This is a genomic window from Pseudomonas sp. ES1 (genome assembly GCF_050586605.1).
GTDB classification, from domain to species: domain Bacteria; phylum Pseudomonadota; class Gammaproteobacteria; order Pseudomonadales; family Pseudomonadaceae; genus Aquipseudomonas; species Aquipseudomonas sichuanensis.
Genome location: NZ_JBOBDM010000033.1, coordinates 19,117 through 34,774, shown reverse-complemented (window position 1 = coordinate 34,774; position 15,658 = coordinate 19,117). Strand labels below are relative to the sequence as shown.

The following is a 15,658-nucleotide window of genomic DNA, read 5'->3' as shown; positions in this document are numbered from 1 at the left end:
TGACTGCGTCTGCAACGACTCGATCGGTCGCCGCCCAGCCCCATCACGACAGGTTTCATTGCGGCCTATCCGGGACACTTCCGAGGGCGGGTTGCGGTGCCAAGAGCGCCGCCAGCCCGCCCTACCAACAAGAACGGAAACCCCGACATGACCCGACACGCCCTTAGCCGCATCGCCATCGCCCTGCTGCTCGCCAGCGGTGCAAGTTTCGCCCACGCCGCCCCCTTGCTCGACACCGGCCGCAGCGACGCACCCACTGCTGCGACCCTGGCACACAGCAACGCATGGCTGGAAATCGACCCGCTTGCCTTCGAGCACAACATCGCGCGTATCCAGAAGCTCGTCGCCGGCAAAAGCCAGGTCTGCGCGGTCATGAAGGCCGACGCCTATGGCAACGGCATTGCGCTACTGGTGCCAGCGGCCATGCGCATGGGCGTCAGCTGCATTGGCGTTACCAGCAACGAAGAGGCACGCGTAGTCCGCGAAAAAGGCTTCAAGGGGCGGCTCATGCGGCTGCGCATCGCCAGCCTGGGCGAGGTGCAGGATGCGCTGCCCTATGCCATGGACGAGTTGGTCGGCAACCTGGAAGTGGCGCAGCAACTGGATGCCCTGGCCAAGCGCAGCGGCCAGCGGCTGAAGGTGCACCTGGCACTCAACTCCGCCGGCATGGGCCGCAACGGCGTGGAAATGGGCATGCCCCAAGGGCTCAAGGACGCCGTTGCCATGGCTACCCTCGGGCATCTGGACGTGGTCGGCATCATGACCCACTTCCCAGTGGAGGAACGTGAGGATGTGCTCAAGGGCCTTGCCCGATTCAAGGAGCAGTCGGCGCTGCTGATCCGGCAGGCCAAGCTCGAACGCAGCAAACTGCTGCTGCACTGCGCCAACACCTTCACCACCCTGGAGGTGCCTGAAGGCTGGTTGGACATGGTGCGCCCGGGCGCTGCGCTGTACGGCTACCCGGTGGGCGGGCACGAGGAGTTCGAGCGTGTCATGCAGTTCAAGTCGCAGGTGGCAGCGGTCAACAGCTACCCGGCCGGCAGTGGCATCAGCTACGACCACACCTACACCCTGAGCCGTGACTCGCGGGTGGCCAACATTCCCGCAGGCTACTCGGACGGCTATCGTCGGGCTTTCTCCAACAAGGCCTCGGTGCTGATCAATGGCAAGCGCGCGCCGGTGATTGGCAAGGTCACCATGAATACCCTGATGGTCGACGTCACCGACATCCCGGGGGTCAAGGCGGGCGATGAGGTTGTGCTGTACGGCAAGCAAGGGGCTGACGAGATCACCCAGGCAGAACTTGAAACCATCAACGGGGCGTTGCTGGCCGACCTCTACACGGTTTGGGGCAATTCGAACCCGAAGGTGTTGAAAGCCAAGTGATGGCGCGCTACATCGCCTGATGCTGCAGTGCCTGCCAGATCGAACGCCGCGCGGGCGGCGCTCGACTGGCAAGCGCTGGCTACCGCCCTGCGCTCAGCGCACCTGCCCCGCAATCAACCCCAGCGCGATCACGATCATCACCATCCCCGACACCCGCCCGACCACCTGCGCCGCCGCCGGCCGAGTACGCAGCACCGCCTTGGCGCCATACCCCACCATCAGGTACACCACCAGCGAACTGGCCAGGTGCACCAGCCCCAGCAGCAGGATCTGCAACCACACCGGCCAGCTCGCCTGCGGGTCGGTGAACTGCGGCAACAGCGCCAGGAACAGCAGGAACACCTTGGGGTTGAGGCCGCTCACGCAGAAACCCTTGAACGCCCAGCGCGACCCGGAGTCCGTCACGCCACCCTCCCCGGCCTCGGGCACTGCCGGGCGCAGCAGCAGGTTGCCGCCCAGCCACAGCAGGTAAACGCAGCCCGCCAGGGTCAGCAGGGTCAGCGCCAGCGGGTGCCCGGCGATAAGGCTGCCGACCCCGGCCGCGACGATCAGCGTCACCAGAAAATGCCCCGAGAGCATCCCCGCCACCGCCGGCATCACCCAGCGCCCACGCATCCCGGCGGAAATGGCATAGGCCCAGTCGGCACCGGGGGTGATCACGAACAGCAAGGACACGGCCCAGAACGCCGCTAATACACTCATGGCCACTCTGAATCTTCCTTCCACAGGGGTTTCGTTGGAAGCAAGATTACGGATATCGCCCGGGGATTTTCTTTCGTATATTCCCCATCCCAGCCATCAATCTGGAAGATTCTTCCCTCATGGACCGAACCGATCGAAAAATCCTTGCCGAACTGCAAAAAGACGGGCGCCTGTCGGTCACCGAACTGGCCGAACGCGTGGGCTTGAGCCTGTCGCCCTGCCACCGCCGGCTCAAGGCGCTGGAAGAGTCCGGCGCCATCCTCGGCTACCACGCCCGCCTGGCCCCCAGCGCCCTGGGCCTGAACTTCGCCGCGCTGGTGTTCGTCACCCTGCGCGAGGTTACCCGCCAGCCGGTGGCGGACTTCGAAGCGGCGGTTTCGCAGATACCGCAGATCGTCGAGGCGCAGCGGCTGTTTGGCGACCCGGATTACCTGCTGCATGTGGTGGCCAAGGACCTGCCGGCGTTCCAGAAGCTGTATGACGAGCAGCTGACCAGCATTCCCAATGTGAAGCGCTTGAGCTCGACGCTGGTGATGAAAGAGGTGATCCAGGATCGGTTGTTGCCGATGTAGGCATTTCGGCTTCTCGCTTGCCTGTGCCGACCTCTTCGCGGGTAAATCGCAGCGGCGAACCGCCGCTCCCACAGGTACACCGCCATCACTGTGGGAGCGGGTTTACCCGCGAAGAGGCCGGCATGGCCACTCAAAACTCATGCTCGATTCAAGTGCATGCCGCACCAACAACAGCCATGCCGGCCTCAGTAACCAACCCTATCGCGCCGCCTCCCACTGCCTCCCGCCACTTGGCACCCACCTTGCTACCGTCCCCCGCTTAACCTTTTGCCAGCCTTAGCTTTTTTAAGGTTCATGAGCACAAATTTACTAATTTCCCCTTGCCTGCCCCGCCGCCATCATCGCTCCAACAAGAACGCGTCGCCCCTTGTCGGCACGCGCCCGGCAACTTCGGTTGCGCCCTCCTTGCCTTGGAGTCATTCATGACCAGTGCAGCCAATTCGGCACCCCTCATCGAGAAACACACGATCGGCTACGTGCCGCCGCAAGACCGCCATGGAAAGGTAAGGGATCTGTTCACACTGTGGTTCGGCGGCAACATCGCCCCGCTGCCGATCGTCACCGGCGCCTTGGGCGTGCAGCTGTTCCACCTCAACCTGGTTTGGGGCATCGTCGCCATCCTGGTCGGCCACCTGCTTGGCGGCGTGCTGATGGCGCTGCATTCGGCCCAGGGCCCGCAGATGGGCATCCCGCAGATGATCCAGAGCCGTGCCCAGTTCGGCTCGCTCGGCGCGCTGCTAGTGGTGGTGATCGCCGGGGTGATGTACATCGGCTTCTTTGCCTCCAACATCGTCCTGGCCGGCAAGTCGCTGCACGGCGTGGTCGACAGCGTGCCGGTACCGGTGGGCATCGTCGTCGGCGCGCTGGGCTCGGGCATCATCGGCATCATCGGCTACCGCTTCATCCACGTGCTCAACCGCATCGGCACCTGGGTGCTGGGCATCGGCATAGTGGTGGGCTTCGGCTACATCTTCAGCCATGTGCAGAGCGACGACTTCCTCACCCGCGGCAGCTTCAACCTGGCCGGCTGGCTGGCCACCGTGTCGCTGGCGGCGCTGTGGCAGATCGCCTTCGCCCCCTACGTGTCGGACTACTCGCGCTACCTACCGGCCGACGTGAAAGTGTCGTCGACCTTCTGGACCACCTACCTGGGTTCGGCGCTGGGCTCGAGCCTGTCGTTCATCTTCGGCGCCGTCGCGGTGCTGGCGATCCCTGCGGGCATGGACACCATGGACGCCGTCAAGCTCGCCACCGGTACCCTCGGCCCGGTGATGCTGGTGTTGTTCCTGCTCAGCGTGATCAGCCACAACGCCCTCAACCTGTATGGCGCGGTGCTGTCGATCATCACCCTGGTGCAGACCTTCGCCCACCGCTGGATCCCCACCGCCAAGAGCCGCGCCGTGCTGTCGCTGCTGGTGCTGGCCGCCTGCTGCGTGGTGGCGGTGTTCGCCTCGGCGGACTTCATCGGCCACTTCGTCGATATGGTGCTGGTGTTGCTGGTAGTGCTGGTGCCGTGGACCGCGATCAACCTGATCGACTTCTATGTCATCCATAAAGGCGACTACGACATCCAGTCGATCTTCAAGGTCGATGGTGGCATCTACGGCCGCTACAACCCGCAGGCATTGCTGGCCTATGCCATCGGCATCGTGGTGCAGATCCCGTTCATGAACACCCCGCTGTATGTCGGCCAGGTGTCCGCCTACATCAACGGCGCCGACCTGTCCTGGCTGGTGGGCCTGGCGGTGACCACGCCGCTGTACTGGTGGCTGGCCAGCCGCGACAGCGCTTATCGTCGTCGCCAGGTGAGTGCGAAGATGGCGGCTGCTGTCTGAGGCAATGGCAATCGCGGGGCAAGCCCGCTCCCACACATGAGGGAGCAACTGTCTTTGTAGGAGCGGCCTTGCCGGGGCGCCGGACCGGCCGGAAAGGGCCGCAAAGCGGCCTCAGCGTTACCACATAGATTGCCGGGGCTGCTGCGCAGCCCTTTCGCGGCACAAGGCCGCTCCTACAGTGGTCGCGCAACACCTGTGGGAGCGGGTTTACCCGCGAAGGGCCGCGCAGCGGCCCCGGGGTCTGCCAGTACGGGCTCAATGCCCGCTACGCAACATCTCCTTGGGCACGTACTTGCCAACCTCATACTTGCCGATCGCCGCCCGGTGCACCTCATCCGGCCCATCGGCCAGGCGCAGGGTGCGCTGCATCGCATACATGTAGGCCAACGGGAAATCACCGCTCACACCTGCCCCACCATGCATCTGGATGGCCCGGTCGATCACCTTCAACGCCACGTTCGGCGCCACCACCTTGATCTGCGCGATCTCGCTGCGCGCCACCTTGTTGCCCACGGTGTCCATCATGTACGCGGCCTTGAGCGTCAGCAGCCGGGCCATGTCGATCTCCATCCGCGAGTCGGCGATCTTGTCGATGTTGCCGCCCAGCCGCGCCAGTGGCTTGCCAAAGGCAGTGCGCTCGACCGAGCGTTTGCACATCAGCTCCAAGGCGCGCTCAGCCATGCCGATCGAGCGCATGCAGTGGTGGATACGGCCTGGGCCAAGGCGGCCCTGGGCGATCTCGAAGCCACGGCCCTCGCCGAGCAGCACGTTGTCATAGGGCACGCGCACATTCTCGAACAGCACCTCGGCGTGGCCGTGGGGCGCGTCGTCGTAGCCGAACACCGGCAGCGGGCGGACGATCTTCACCCCCGGCGCGTCCGTGGGCACCAGGATCATCGAGTGCTGCTGATGGCGCGGGCCGTCGGGGTTGGACAGGCCCATGAAGATCATCACCTTGCAGCGCGGATCGCAGGCGCCGGAAGTCCACCACTTGCGGCCGTTGATCACCCATTCGTCACCGTCGCGCACGGCCGTGGCAGCCATGTTGGTGGCATCCGACGAGGCTACGTCCGGCTCGGTCATGGCAAACGCCGAGCGGATCTCGCCGCGCAGCAGCGGCTCCAGCCACTGGCGCTTCTGCGCCTCGCTGGCGTAGCGCACCAGCACTTCCATGTTGCCGGTGTCCGGCGCCGAGCAGTTGAACGGCTCCGGCCCCAGCAGCGAGCGGCCCATGATCTCGGCCAGCGGCGCGTATTCGAGGTTGGTCAGCCCCGCGCCGTATTGCGACTCGGGCAGGAACAGGTTCCACAGGCCCTCGGCGCGGGCCTTGGCCTTGAGTTCCTCCATGATCGCGGTGGGCTGCCAGCGGTCGCCTTCGGCAACCTGGCGCTCGAACACCGGCTCGGCCGGGTACACATAGGCGTCCATGAATGCGCTGACACGCTCGCGCAGTGCCTGGACCTTGGGCGAATAGGCGAAATCCATCGGGGCTACCTTCAGTCAATGAAGAACATGGACGCAGCCTAGAACAGCCACCCTTCATCCACCTAGTCTATTTTCACTGTGTATTAACATTCATAACCGATATATGATCGGCTGATAATTCCAATGAAGAGCGGCGCCATGAACCTCAGCAAGGTCGACCTCAACCTGTTCATCGTCTTCGACGCCATCTACACCGAAGCCAACCTGACCCGCGCCGGGCAGATTGTCGGCATCACCCAGCCGGCGGTGTCCAACGCCCTGTCGCGCCTGCGCGAGACCTTCAACGACCCGCTGTTCGTGCGCACCGCCCAGGGCATGGTGCCCACGCCCATGGCGCAGAACATCATCGGCCCGGTGCGCAACGCCCTGTCGCTGCTGCGCACTTCGGTGCAAGAGAGCCGCATCTTCAACCCGCTGCAGGCCAGCAAGACCTTCCGCATAAGCATGACCGACCTCACCGAGGCGGTGATCTTGCCGCCGCTGTTCCAGCGCCTGCGCCGCCTGGCCCCGGCGCTGGTGATCGAGAGCTTCCCGTGCAAGCGCCGCGAAACCACCAAGGAGCTGGCCGCCGGGCGCCTGGACTTCGCCGTGGACGCACCGCTTAACACCGACCCGCAGGTACGCCACGTCAAGCTGATGCAGGACCGCTACGTCTGCGCCATGCGCCCAGGCCACCCGCTGGCTGACAGCGCGCTGACCCTCGACAGTTACCTGGGCATGACCCACATCCATATTTCCAGCCGCCGCAACGGCCTGGGCTACGTTGACCTGGCCCTGGGCAAGATGGGCGTGCAGCGCCGCGTGGCACTGCGTTCGCAACACTACCTGATGGCTTCGCAGGTGCTGCAGCAGACCGACATGGTCATGACCGTGCCCGAGCGCTTCGCCCGCCGTCACCAGTTGCGCCACCAGCCGCTGCCGGTGGAAGTGCCGGCCCTGGAAACCCACCTGTACTGGCACGAGAGCACCGACCAGGACCCGGCCAATCGCTGGATGCGCGAGCAGATCATCGAACTGTGCGAGCGGGTCGCCAGCCAGGAACAGAAGGCCCTGGAAAACGCCTGAGCACTGCGGCACCGGCCCCGCCGCGCTTGCAATGCCCCGACCTTTCGGTAAACCTTGCGCCGCCCTGCCCCGGGCATTCCAGATTCACGGCACAAGGAACGCAGCATGGCTATCAGGACCCTGGTGATCGGCGCCTACGGCAACTTCGGGCGCATCATCAGCCGCCACTTGAACCAGATGCCGGGCGTGCAACTGGTCATCGCCGGACGCAACGCTCGGCAGCTCGCCCAGCTCGGCGCACAGCTCAGCAGCTCTGGCGCATCGCTGCACGGCAGCTGGTGCGGTGATGCCATGGCCCCCGGTTTCGCCGAGGCCCTGCGCGAACTGGGCATCGACTGGGTGATCCACACCGGCGGGCCATTCCAGGGCCAGCCCTACCGCGTCGCCGAGGCCTGCATCGAGGCCGGCGCCAGCTATTGCGATCTGGCCGACTGCCGGCTGTTCGTCAACGGCATCGCCCAGCTCGACGCCCGCGCCCGCCAGGCGGGTGTGGCGCTGCTCAGTGGCTGCAGCTCGGTACCCAGCCTGTCGTCGGCAATCCTCGACGAACAACGCCAGCGCTTCAGCCACATCGAGTCGATCGAGCACGGCATTTCCTCCTCAGCCAAGATGCCCGGCTTGTCCACCATCGAAGGCGTGCTCGCCTATGCCGGGCGGCCGATCCGCCAGTGGCGCGCTGGCCAGCCCTGTGAAGTCGACGGCTGGCTCGGCCTGCAACTGCGCCACCTGCCAGGCCTGGGCTGGCGCTTGCTGAGCAATGTCGACGTGCCGGACATGGACATCTTCGCCAGCCGTTACGGTGCGCGCACCCTGGCGTTCAAGGCCGGTGCCGGGCTGATGGCCGGCGGCCTGGCCAACGCGGCACTGGCGCTGCTGGTGAAGTACGGGCTGGTACGCGACCCATTGCCCTGGGCGCGGCGCCTGCACCGCCTGGGCCTGCGCTTCGAGCGCTGGGGCGATGGCAAGAGCGCGATGTACCTGGACGTGCGCGGCCTGGACGAAAATGGCCAGCCCCTGCGCCTGCGTGCCCAGGTCAGCGCAACCAATGACAAAGGCCCCGAGATCCCCAGCTGCGCCGCAGTCGCGCTGATGGCCAGGCTGACCGAAGGCTATCAACCAGCAGCAGGTGCGCGCCCCTGCGTGGGCGAGATCAGCGTTGCGCAATACCTGGCGGCCATCGACGCGCCGGACAAGATCCGCTATAGCGTCAGTTTCCAGCAGGGGCGCAGCTGAAATGGATTACCTGCTGCTGAAATACCTGCATGTGATCGCCGCCGTGTTCCTGTTCGGTTTCGGCATGGGCTCCTACCTGTACCTGATCGCCGCCCACCGCACGGGCGATGCGCGGGTGATCGCCGCCGTGGCCAGGATGGTGGTGCGCTTCGACGCCTGGATCACCACCCCGGCCGGCGTCCTGCAGTTGTTGACCGGCTATGCCATGGTGCGCATGGCAGGTATGGACTGGTCGATGGATTGGCTGCGCGCCGCGCTGGCGATCTTCTTCGGTGTGGGTGCGCTGTGGTTGCCGGTGCTGTTGTTGCAAACCCGTCTGCAGGCCCTCGCCGCCCAGGCCGCCGAGGCGCACTCCCCGCTTTGCCCGCGCTACCACCGGCTCTACCGTTACTGGATGTGGATGGGTGTGATCGGATTCGCCGGGATGTTCCTGATGGTGCTGGTAATGGTGAAAAAACAGGCGCCGTGGCAATGGTTGTGACTTGATAGGCAGAAAGAGGAGAATTTATTTCTCCGAACCTTGGGCATCATAGAAGAAATTATTCTGAAACAACCTGACGGGCGAGCAATAGGAAAAACCTTTGCCCATCAGGCCTCGTAACATGCCGTACATGGATGCCGACTGACGGCGTCCCGCACGGACAAGCCCTCGCTATGCACAACGCCCCCCTCTATTTCGATTACGCCGCCACCACCCCTGTCGATGACCGGGTCATCGAGGCCATGCTCGGTTGCCTGGGCCGTGCCGCCAACTTCGGCAACCCCGCCTCCAGCGGCCACAGCTTCGGCCAGGCCGCCCGCGAAGTGGTAGAGCAGGCCCGCCGTCAGGTGGCCGAGCGAGTCGGCGCGCAGCCCGAGGACCTGGTGTGGACCTCCGGCGCCACCGAATCCAACAACCTTGCCCTCAAGGGTGTCGCCCAAAGCTACCTACAGCCCGGGCACCTGATCACCAGCCAGCTGGAACACAAAGCCGTGCTCGACACCGCGGCCGAGCTGGAACGCCAGGGTTGGGCGGTAACTCGCCTGGCACCTGACGCCCAGGGCCTGATCCAGCCCGACGCCGTGCAGGCAGCGCTGCGGGCGGACACCCGGCTGGTGTCGCTGATGGCGGTGAACAACGAACTGGGCACCTTCACCGACTTCGCCGCCATCGGCGCGCGGGTACGCGCACACGGCGCCCTGCTGCATGTGGACGCGGCCCAGGCGGTGGGCAAGGTGCTGATCGACCTGGCCAGCCAAGCGGTCGACTTGATGTCGTTCTCGGCGCACAAGGTGTATGGCCCCAAGGGCATCGGCGCGCTTTATGTCGGCCCCCGCGCCCGCAACGGCCTGCGTGCGCAGATGCACGGCGGCGGCCATGAGCGCGGGCTGCGCTCCGGTACCCTGGCCACCCACCAGATCGTCGGCATGGGCAGCGCCTTCGCCCTGGCCGGCCAGCCAGGGGACAGCGAGCACCAGCGCCTTGAGCAACTGGCCCGGCGCCTGCGCGACGGCCTGCTGGCGCTGCCGGGCGTGTCGCTCAATGGCTGCGCCGTACAACGCATTCCCCATACCCTCAACCTGTGTATTGACGCCAGCGGCTTCAACAGCCGCCTGCTGGCCAACGAACTTGCGCTGTCCACAACCTCGGCGTGCAACTCGGCGAGCAATGCGGCCTCCCATGTGCTGCTGGCCCTCGGCCTGGATGAATGCCGGGCGCGCAACAGTGTGCGCCTGAGTATCGGCCGCTACACCAGCGAGGCCGAGGTAGACCAGGCGATCGCGGTGTTCGGGCGGGTGATTGGCGCGGCCGCTGCGGCGCTCTGGTAATCAGTGAGCGCGGTTCGCCGGCAAGCCGGCGAACAGGCACACGCAGCCTTCCTGGTGCTCAAGCTGCTCGATGCCAGCTACCTGATCTACCTTGGCCTGCGTCAGTTGCTGGCGCGCAATACTGCGACGCAGTCCTGCCGCAGTTCCTCGGGTCGGGTGGCCGATCTTCGGCCAGTTCGCGGCGATGTACCTGAGCATGGCGCTGATCGTCTACACCCTTGCCATGCCCAGACCCTGTGAACACTCAGCCCAGATTGAAGATCACCGCTGCCCGAATCAGCGCCATGAACGCCCGCTCATTGAGGCGGTCGCCTTCGAACAGATCGATGGCGCGTCGCGTGCCGCCTTCAAAGCTGGCATTGAACAAACCAGCCGGGTCCGCAAGTTCCGCGCCTTTGAGGAATGTCAGCTTCAGCTTGTCCTTGTAGCATTCGCCGGTACAGAGGACACCGGCATGGAACCAGACGGGCGTGCCACGCCATTTCACTTCCTCACGCACGATCGGATCGGCCCGGCGGATCAGGGCGCGCACTTGCGCAAGACGGGGACCTCGCCAGTCGGTCAAGGCGGCGATACGGGCATCGATCAGCTGCGAGGCGGTGGGGTTGGACAAGGAAAGATCCTCCAACAGTGGGGGCATGAGTATTTACCATACCCTGCAATTCTCTCGGCCCGCAGCCGCTCTTTTTCAGAACCGTCTTGCCAGTGAACGCCCCGCATCCGTAAGACATTTCCGAGTTTGAAACTAATTGCTTCAGCCCGGCCAGCCTAGGAACGATCCCACGCGCCTGCCGGAAGTTACTGCGTTGTCGGGGAAAAACCTCAGGGATGGCTTCACCGGGTCATCGCATTAGGTCCAGGCGTCTGCGACCCGGACGCCTTCAGCGCCCTGGCCAAGGCGCTGATCTATGGTATGGAGGGGAATGAACAGGAGGATCGAATAGGCGCCACTGGGGCCGCGATGCGGCCCATTCGCCGGCAAGCCGGCTCCCACAATGACCGCGCGGCCCTGAAGGCTGATGCTGAACCCGTGGGAGCCGGCTTGCCGGCGAAAGCGCCGCATGGCGGCGCCTCTACTTCAGAGGAAAGTGAACACCTCGGAAGCAGGCAACCGCGACTTGCCCAGCCCGGCATTGAAGTCTTCCTCGCTGTGGTACCCCAGGCTCAACACCACCACGCTGGTAAAGCCGCGCTCACGCAGCCCCAGTTCGGCGTCCATCACCTTGAAGTCGAACCCTTCGATCGGCGTGGCGTCCAGCCCGTAGGCGGCGGCGCCCAGCAGCGCGGTGCCCAGGGCCAGGTAGGTCTGCTTCTCCATCCAGTGCTGCAGGTCCTTGTTGTCGTGGCGGTGCAGGTTGACGTAGAAGCGGCGGCTCTGGTCCTGCCCGGCCTTGACCTCGTCGCTGCGGAAACGACCGTCCTTGCCTTCCTGCTCCAGCACTGCCTGCAGGTGCGCCTCGGTCATGTCGGTGCGCGTAGCGAACACGATCACATGGGAGGCATTGAGGATCTTCGCCGTGTTGTAGGCAAATCCCACCTCGGTGCTCTTGGCCAGGCGCGCCTTGCCTTCATCGGTGTCGGCAACGATGAAGTGCCAGGGCTGCGAGTTGACCGAGGACGGGCTGTGGCGCAATTGCTCGAGCAGCGCATCGATGGTGGCCTGGGGGATTCGACGGCTGGCATCGTAGGCTTTGGTGGTGTAGCGGCGCTTGGCCAGGGCAACGGTGTCCATCTACGGTGACTCCTTGGATGATCGGGATTGAGGCGCATCTTATCTTCCCGGCTGCAAAGAAAAACCAGCACAATGCAGCAACACTTTCATCCCTGGAGTGAAAATGCTGCGCATCACCGACCTGGAACTGTTCGCCCGTGCCAGCGCCCTGGGCAGCTTCACCGCCGCCGCCCACGAGGCCGACTTGCTGCCCGGCCAGGTGGCGGCGGCGATCAAGCGCCTGGAGCGCGAGCTCGATGTGCGCCTGTTCGCCCGCACCACCCGCAGCCTGCGTCTCACCGCCGAGGGCGAGCTGTACCTGCCCACCGCCCAGCGCGTGCTCGACACCCTGCGCCAGGGCCGCGAAGACCTGCACGGCAACCACAGCAGCCTGCGTGGCGTGCTGCAGGTGGCCGCCCCCTCGGACCTGGGGCGCAACCTGCTACGGCCCTGGCTCAGTGCGTTTCGCCGCGAGCACCCGGGCTTGAGCCTGCGCTTTTTGCTCTCCGACCAGATGGCCGACTTCTACCGCGACCCGGTGGACGTCGCCATCCGCTACGGCCTCAACGAAGACGCCAACTACATCGCCCTGCCCCTGGCGCCGTGGAACCGCCGGGTGGTGGTGGCCGCCCCCGACTACCTGGCCCGCCACGGCCGGCCGCAAACGCCCGAAGCACTGCAACAGCACGACTGCCTTTTGTACTCGCAACAGAGCCGGGTGTACGACAAATGGCGCCTGGGCAACCGCACCGTGCAGGTGCGCGGGCCGCTGTTCAGCGACGACGCCGACGTGGTGCGGCGCTGGGCCCTGGAAGGCGAAGGCATCGTCTACAAGTCGTGGCTGGACGTCAGCGCCGACATCGCCGCCGGCGCCCTGGAGATCCTGCTGCCCGAACACCCCGGCGAGCCGACCCCGGTCACCCTGGTATGCCCGCACCGCAAGCAGCTCACCCCCGCAGTGGCGCAGCTGCACGGCTGGCTGCGCGAACGCTTCGCCACGCTGCGCCCGGAGGGTGTATTGCAGCCTGTCGGCCCCGGCGTATAGTGGCGCTTCCCCCGACTGCAAGGAGCTGTCACCCATGCCGAGCCTGGAATTTCTGCTCACCGCCCTGATCATCGTGCTGATCCCTGGCAGCGGGGTGATTCTCACCGTTTCCAGCGCCCTGGTGGCCGGGCGTCGCGCCTGTTTGTGGACTGCCCTGGGCTGCACCCTGGGGATCGTGCCCCACCTGCTGGCCTCGGTGCTCGGCCTGTCGGCGCTGCTGCACGCCAGCGCCCTGGCCTTCCAGGGGCTGAAGTTCGCCGGGGTCGCGTATCTGCTGTACCTGGCCTACGCCACCTGGCGTGATCGCGCAGCCTTCGCCGTGGATGAAAAGGCCCCGCCGGCCGCTGCCGCCCATCTGGTGCTCAAGGCCTGCCTGCTGAACATCCTCAACCCCAAGCTGACCCTGTTCTTCCTCGCCTTCCTGCCGCAGTTCATCGACCCCCACGCCGGTTCCGCCGTGGTGCAGATGCTCGGCCTGAGCGCGGTATTCATGCTGATGACCTTCGTCGTGTTCGTGCTCTATGGCCTGCTCGCCCACCTGTTCCGCCGCGCGGTGATCGACTCGCCCAAGGTGCAGGCCTGGCTGCGCCGGGGCTTTGCCGCCTCGTTCGCCGGCCTGGGCATCAACCTGGCATTCGCCCAGCGTTAAGCGCTGCACAATCGTTCTAAACCCCAGGGCCGGTTCTGCGTTATGGTCGAGCACCCACCGCAACCGGCCCTCGCCATGAGCCACTGGATCGAACTCAAACAGGACGCCGACACCGGCATCGAGTCGGTCCGCGCCCATTTCACCGGCCATGCCTACGACCCGCACTGGCACGACAGCTTCCTGGTCGGCGTCACCGAACAGGGCGTGCAGCAGTTCAACTGCCGCCGGGTGCGCCACCAAAGCACACCCGGCCAGGTGTTCCTGCTCGAGCCCGGCGACCTGCATGACGGCCTGGCGCCCACCGCCGAAGGCTTCACCTACTCCACCCTGTACCTCGACAGCCACTGGCTGGAAAACCAACTGCGCACGCTGTTCGAGCAGGCACCCAGCGACGCCCTCCCCAGCTTCGCCGCCACCCTGCACTGTGATACGCGGCTGGCTGGCGCTACCAGCCGCGCATTCAACGCCTTGCACCAGCAGGACCTGCGCATCGTCCGCCAGACCGCCATCGACGACCTGCTGGCCTGCCTCACCGGCCACCTGCAGTGGCGCCGGCGCCTCGACCCTGACCCGCGCCTGCCGCTGACCGCGCAAGTGGCCCGCGACTACTTGCATACGCACCTCGACCAGGACATCGGCCTGGACGACCTGGCGCGGGTCTGCGGCGTCGATCGCTTCCGCCTGACCCGCGCCTTCAAGGCCGCCTACGGCCTGGCCCCGCATGCCTACCTGATCCAACTGCGCCTGGCCCGGGCGCGGCAGCTGCTGGCCCGTGGCCAGAACCCGGCCGAGGTCGCCACGGCCCTCGGTTTCGCCGACCAGAGCCACTTGGGCCGCTGGTTCCGCCGCGCCTACCGGCTCACGCCAGCGGATTACCGCAAACGCTGCTCAAACCTTCCAGACTGAAGCCAGGGCGGTTGCGAACATGAGGCCACGATCAACCGGAGCCTCGATCATGTCCCACAGCCTTTTACCCTTTGTCCTCTTCGCCCTGGCCTCCAGCATCAGCCCGGGGCCGACCAACCTGCTGATCCTCGCCCAGGGTGCCCAGCACGGCGTGCGCGCCAGCCTGGCGCCCACCGTGGCGGCCTGTGGCGCGGCGGCTGCGGTGGTGCTGCTGGTTGGCCTGGGCCTGGGCGAACTGCTGCTTGATCACCCGCTGGCGCAACAGCTACTCGGCTGGGCGGGCGCGCTGTGGCTGAGCTGGCTGGCCTGGCGCATGCTGCGCAGCGCCGGTGCGCCGCTGCAGGCCAGTGGCAATGCAGGTTTCGGCCCATGGCAGGCGGCCACCCTGCAGCTGGTCAACCCCAAGGTCTGGCTGATGGCGCTGGCGATGATCAGCCTGTTCGCCACCCCGGCCCTGCCGCTGTGGTGGTTGACCCTGGTGTTTCTGCTGATCGCCCTGCCGAGCATGACCGCCTGGGCGCTGCTGGGTGCTGGCAGCGCGCGCTGGCTGAATTCGCCCCGGGCATTGCGCCGGTTCAACCAGAGCCTGGCGGGGTTGCTGCTGGTGTCGACCTGGTCGGCGCTGCTGGTCTGACGCCTATTTCATGCAGGCCCCTGCTGGCGGCGGGCCTGCTTGCAGTACACTCGCCAGCCTGACCGTACCCAAGGCCCCTGCCCCATGCCCCGCTTGCCAAGACTGCTGTTGCCCCTGCTGCTGCTCACCGCCCTCGCCGCCTGCGACCAGGCACCCAGCCGCGAAGAAAAGATCCGCTCCAGCCTGCCCCTGCAGGAAGCCTACGAGCACAACATCGGGCGCATGGCGCAGCTGTTGGCCGTGACCCACCCCAAGCTGCCCGAAGAGCAGATCAAGACGGTGCTGCGCAAGCACCTGACCGTCGAGGACCAGCGCCAGGACCTGTATCGGCTCTACAGCGAAAAGAACTTCGACGATGGCGAATTCGACACCATCGTCGCCGCCACCCGCGACCCGGCCAAGGCCAAGGCGCTGGGCGAGACCGATGAAGGCAAGCGGCTGAGCGAAAAACTGACCGCGCTGATGCGCGAGAGCGCCAGGGACCCGAAAGTGCAGGCCTTGGTCGAAGCGCGCATGCAAGAGGTGGAGGATGAACTCCAGGCGTTGCAGCAAGCCGCTCCATGACAGTGGCGCTTTACGCCCTGGTGCACGACGCCGGCAGGACATGTAACAAGCCTTGTCTTAAA

The 15,658-nt window shown here is 65.7% G+C and carries 17 protein-coding genes; 13 read left to right on the top strand and 4 right to left on the bottom strand.

All coding sequences use genetic code 11. The features are described from left to right. Window positions 1–147 precede the first annotated feature (147 nt). Complete coding sequence (alr, locus tag ACQ4N9_RS15300) at window positions 148–1,386, top strand: alanine racemase (protein WP_430933187.1); 1,239 nt, start codon at window positions 148–150, stop codon at window positions 1,384–1,386. 93 nt (window positions 1,387–1,479) lie between these two features. On the opposite strand, the gene ACQ4N9_RS15295 is transcribed toward alr, so the two are convergent. After that, window positions 1,480–2,094, bottom strand: coding sequence for a LysE family translocator (locus ACQ4N9_RS15295; protein ID WP_258704478.1), 615 nt, complete (start codon window positions 2,092–2,094; stop codon window positions 1,480–1,482). A gap of 113 nt (window positions 2,095–2,207) precedes the next feature. Here ACQ4N9_RS15295 and ACQ4N9_RS15290 point away from each other — a divergent pair, with 113 nt between their 5' ends. Continuing rightward, window positions 2,208–2,660, top strand: coding sequence for an Lrp/AsnC family transcriptional regulator (locus ACQ4N9_RS15290; protein WP_110992853.1), 453 nt, complete (start codon window positions 2,208–2,210; stop codon window positions 2,658–2,660). A 422-nt stretch (window positions 2,661–3,082) separates the two neighbouring features. Next, window positions 3,083–4,495, top strand: a complete 1,413-nt coding sequence (locus ACQ4N9_RS15285) for a purine-cytosine permease family protein (RefSeq protein ID WP_390969897.1) — start codon at window positions 3,083–3,085, stop codon at window positions 4,493–4,495. A 255-nt stretch (window positions 4,496–4,750) separates the two neighbouring features. Here ACQ4N9_RS15285 and ACQ4N9_RS15280 read toward each other — a convergent pair whose 3' ends face one another. After that, complete coding sequence (locus tag ACQ4N9_RS15280; protein WP_390969895.1) at window positions 4,751–5,980, bottom strand: acyl-CoA dehydrogenase; 1,230 nt, start codon at window positions 5,978–5,980, stop codon at window positions 4,751–4,753. A gap of 138 nt (window positions 5,981–6,118) precedes the next feature. On the opposite strand from ACQ4N9_RS15280, the gene ACQ4N9_RS15275 reads away from it, so the two are divergent. From ACQ4N9_RS15275 to ACQ4N9_RS15255, 5 genes are all read left to right on the top strand, one after another. Beyond that, on the top strand, window positions 6,119–7,045 hold the full coding sequence (locus ACQ4N9_RS15275) for a LysR family transcriptional regulator (protein WP_125464364.1): 927 nt from the start codon (window positions 6,119–6,121) through the stop codon (window positions 7,043–7,045). A gap of 105 nt (window positions 7,046–7,150) precedes the next feature. Beyond that, entirely contained in the window at window positions 7,151–8,278 is a 1,128-nt protein-coding gene (locus ACQ4N9_RS15270) for a saccharopine dehydrogenase family protein (RefSeq protein ID WP_390969893.1), read from the top strand. A gap of 1 nt (window position 8,279) precedes the next feature. Further along, window positions 8,280–8,759, top strand: coding sequence for a DUF2269 family protein (locus ACQ4N9_RS15265; RefSeq protein WP_125858924.1), 480 nt, complete (start codon window positions 8,280–8,282; stop codon window positions 8,757–8,759). 173 nt (window positions 8,760–8,932) lie between these two features. Further along, on the top strand, window positions 8,933–10,087 hold the full coding sequence (locus ACQ4N9_RS15260) for a cysteine desulfurase family protein (RefSeq protein ID WP_390969891.1): 1,155 nt from the start codon (window positions 8,933–8,935) through the stop codon (window positions 10,085–10,087). Window positions 10,088–10,090: 3 nt separating this feature from the next. Further along, on the top strand, window positions 10,091–10,327 hold the full coding sequence (locus tag ACQ4N9_RS15255) for a hypothetical protein (RefSeq protein WP_390969890.1): 237 nt from the start codon (window positions 10,091–10,093) through the stop codon (window positions 10,325–10,327). Between the two features lie 4 nt (window positions 10,328–10,331). On the opposite strand, the gene ACQ4N9_RS15250 is transcribed toward ACQ4N9_RS15255, so the two are convergent. Together ACQ4N9_RS15250 and nfsB are read right to left on the bottom strand one after the other, a co-directional pair. Further along, window positions 10,332–10,727, bottom strand: a complete 396-nt coding sequence (locus ACQ4N9_RS15250; RefSeq protein ID WP_390969888.1) for a DUF1801 domain-containing protein — start codon at window positions 10,725–10,727, stop codon at window positions 10,332–10,334. Window positions 10,728–11,165: 438 nt separating this feature from the next. Then, a complete protein-coding gene (nfsB, locus tag ACQ4N9_RS15245) occupies window positions 11,166–11,819 on the bottom strand; it encodes an oxygen-insensitive NAD(P)H nitroreductase (RefSeq protein ID WP_390969886.1) in 654 nt (217 codons plus the stop codon). A 103-nt stretch (window positions 11,820–11,922) separates the two neighbouring features. Between nfsB and ACQ4N9_RS15240 the strand changes: the two genes are divergently transcribed. The 5 genes from ACQ4N9_RS15240 (at window position 11,923) to ACQ4N9_RS15220 (ending at window position 15,596) form a co-directional block, all read left to right on the top strand. After that, window positions 11,923–12,843, top strand: a complete 921-nt coding sequence (locus ACQ4N9_RS15240) for a LysR family transcriptional regulator (protein ID WP_390969884.1) — start codon at window positions 11,923–11,925, stop codon at window positions 12,841–12,843. A 34-nt stretch (window positions 12,844–12,877) separates the two neighbouring features. Then, on the top strand, window positions 12,878–13,492 hold the full coding sequence (locus ACQ4N9_RS15235; RefSeq protein WP_390969882.1) for a LysE family translocator: 615 nt from the start codon (window positions 12,878–12,880) through the stop codon (window positions 13,490–13,492). A 75-nt stretch (window positions 13,493–13,567) separates the two neighbouring features. Further along, on the top strand, window positions 13,568–14,398 hold the full coding sequence (locus tag ACQ4N9_RS15230) for an AraC family transcriptional regulator (protein WP_390969880.1): 831 nt from the start codon (window positions 13,568–13,570) through the stop codon (window positions 14,396–14,398). Between the two features lie 49 nt (window positions 14,399–14,447). Continuing rightward, window positions 14,448–15,032: a LysE family translocator gene (locus ACQ4N9_RS15225; RefSeq protein WP_390969878.1), complete on the top strand. Its 585-nt coding sequence runs from the start codon at window positions 14,448–14,450 to the stop codon at window positions 15,030–15,032. Between the two features lie 84 nt (window positions 15,033–15,116). Further along, entirely contained in the window at window positions 15,117–15,596 is a 480-nt protein-coding gene (locus tag ACQ4N9_RS15220) for a hypothetical protein (RefSeq protein WP_347151042.1), read from the top strand. Window positions 15,597–15,658: the final 62 nt, after the last annotated feature.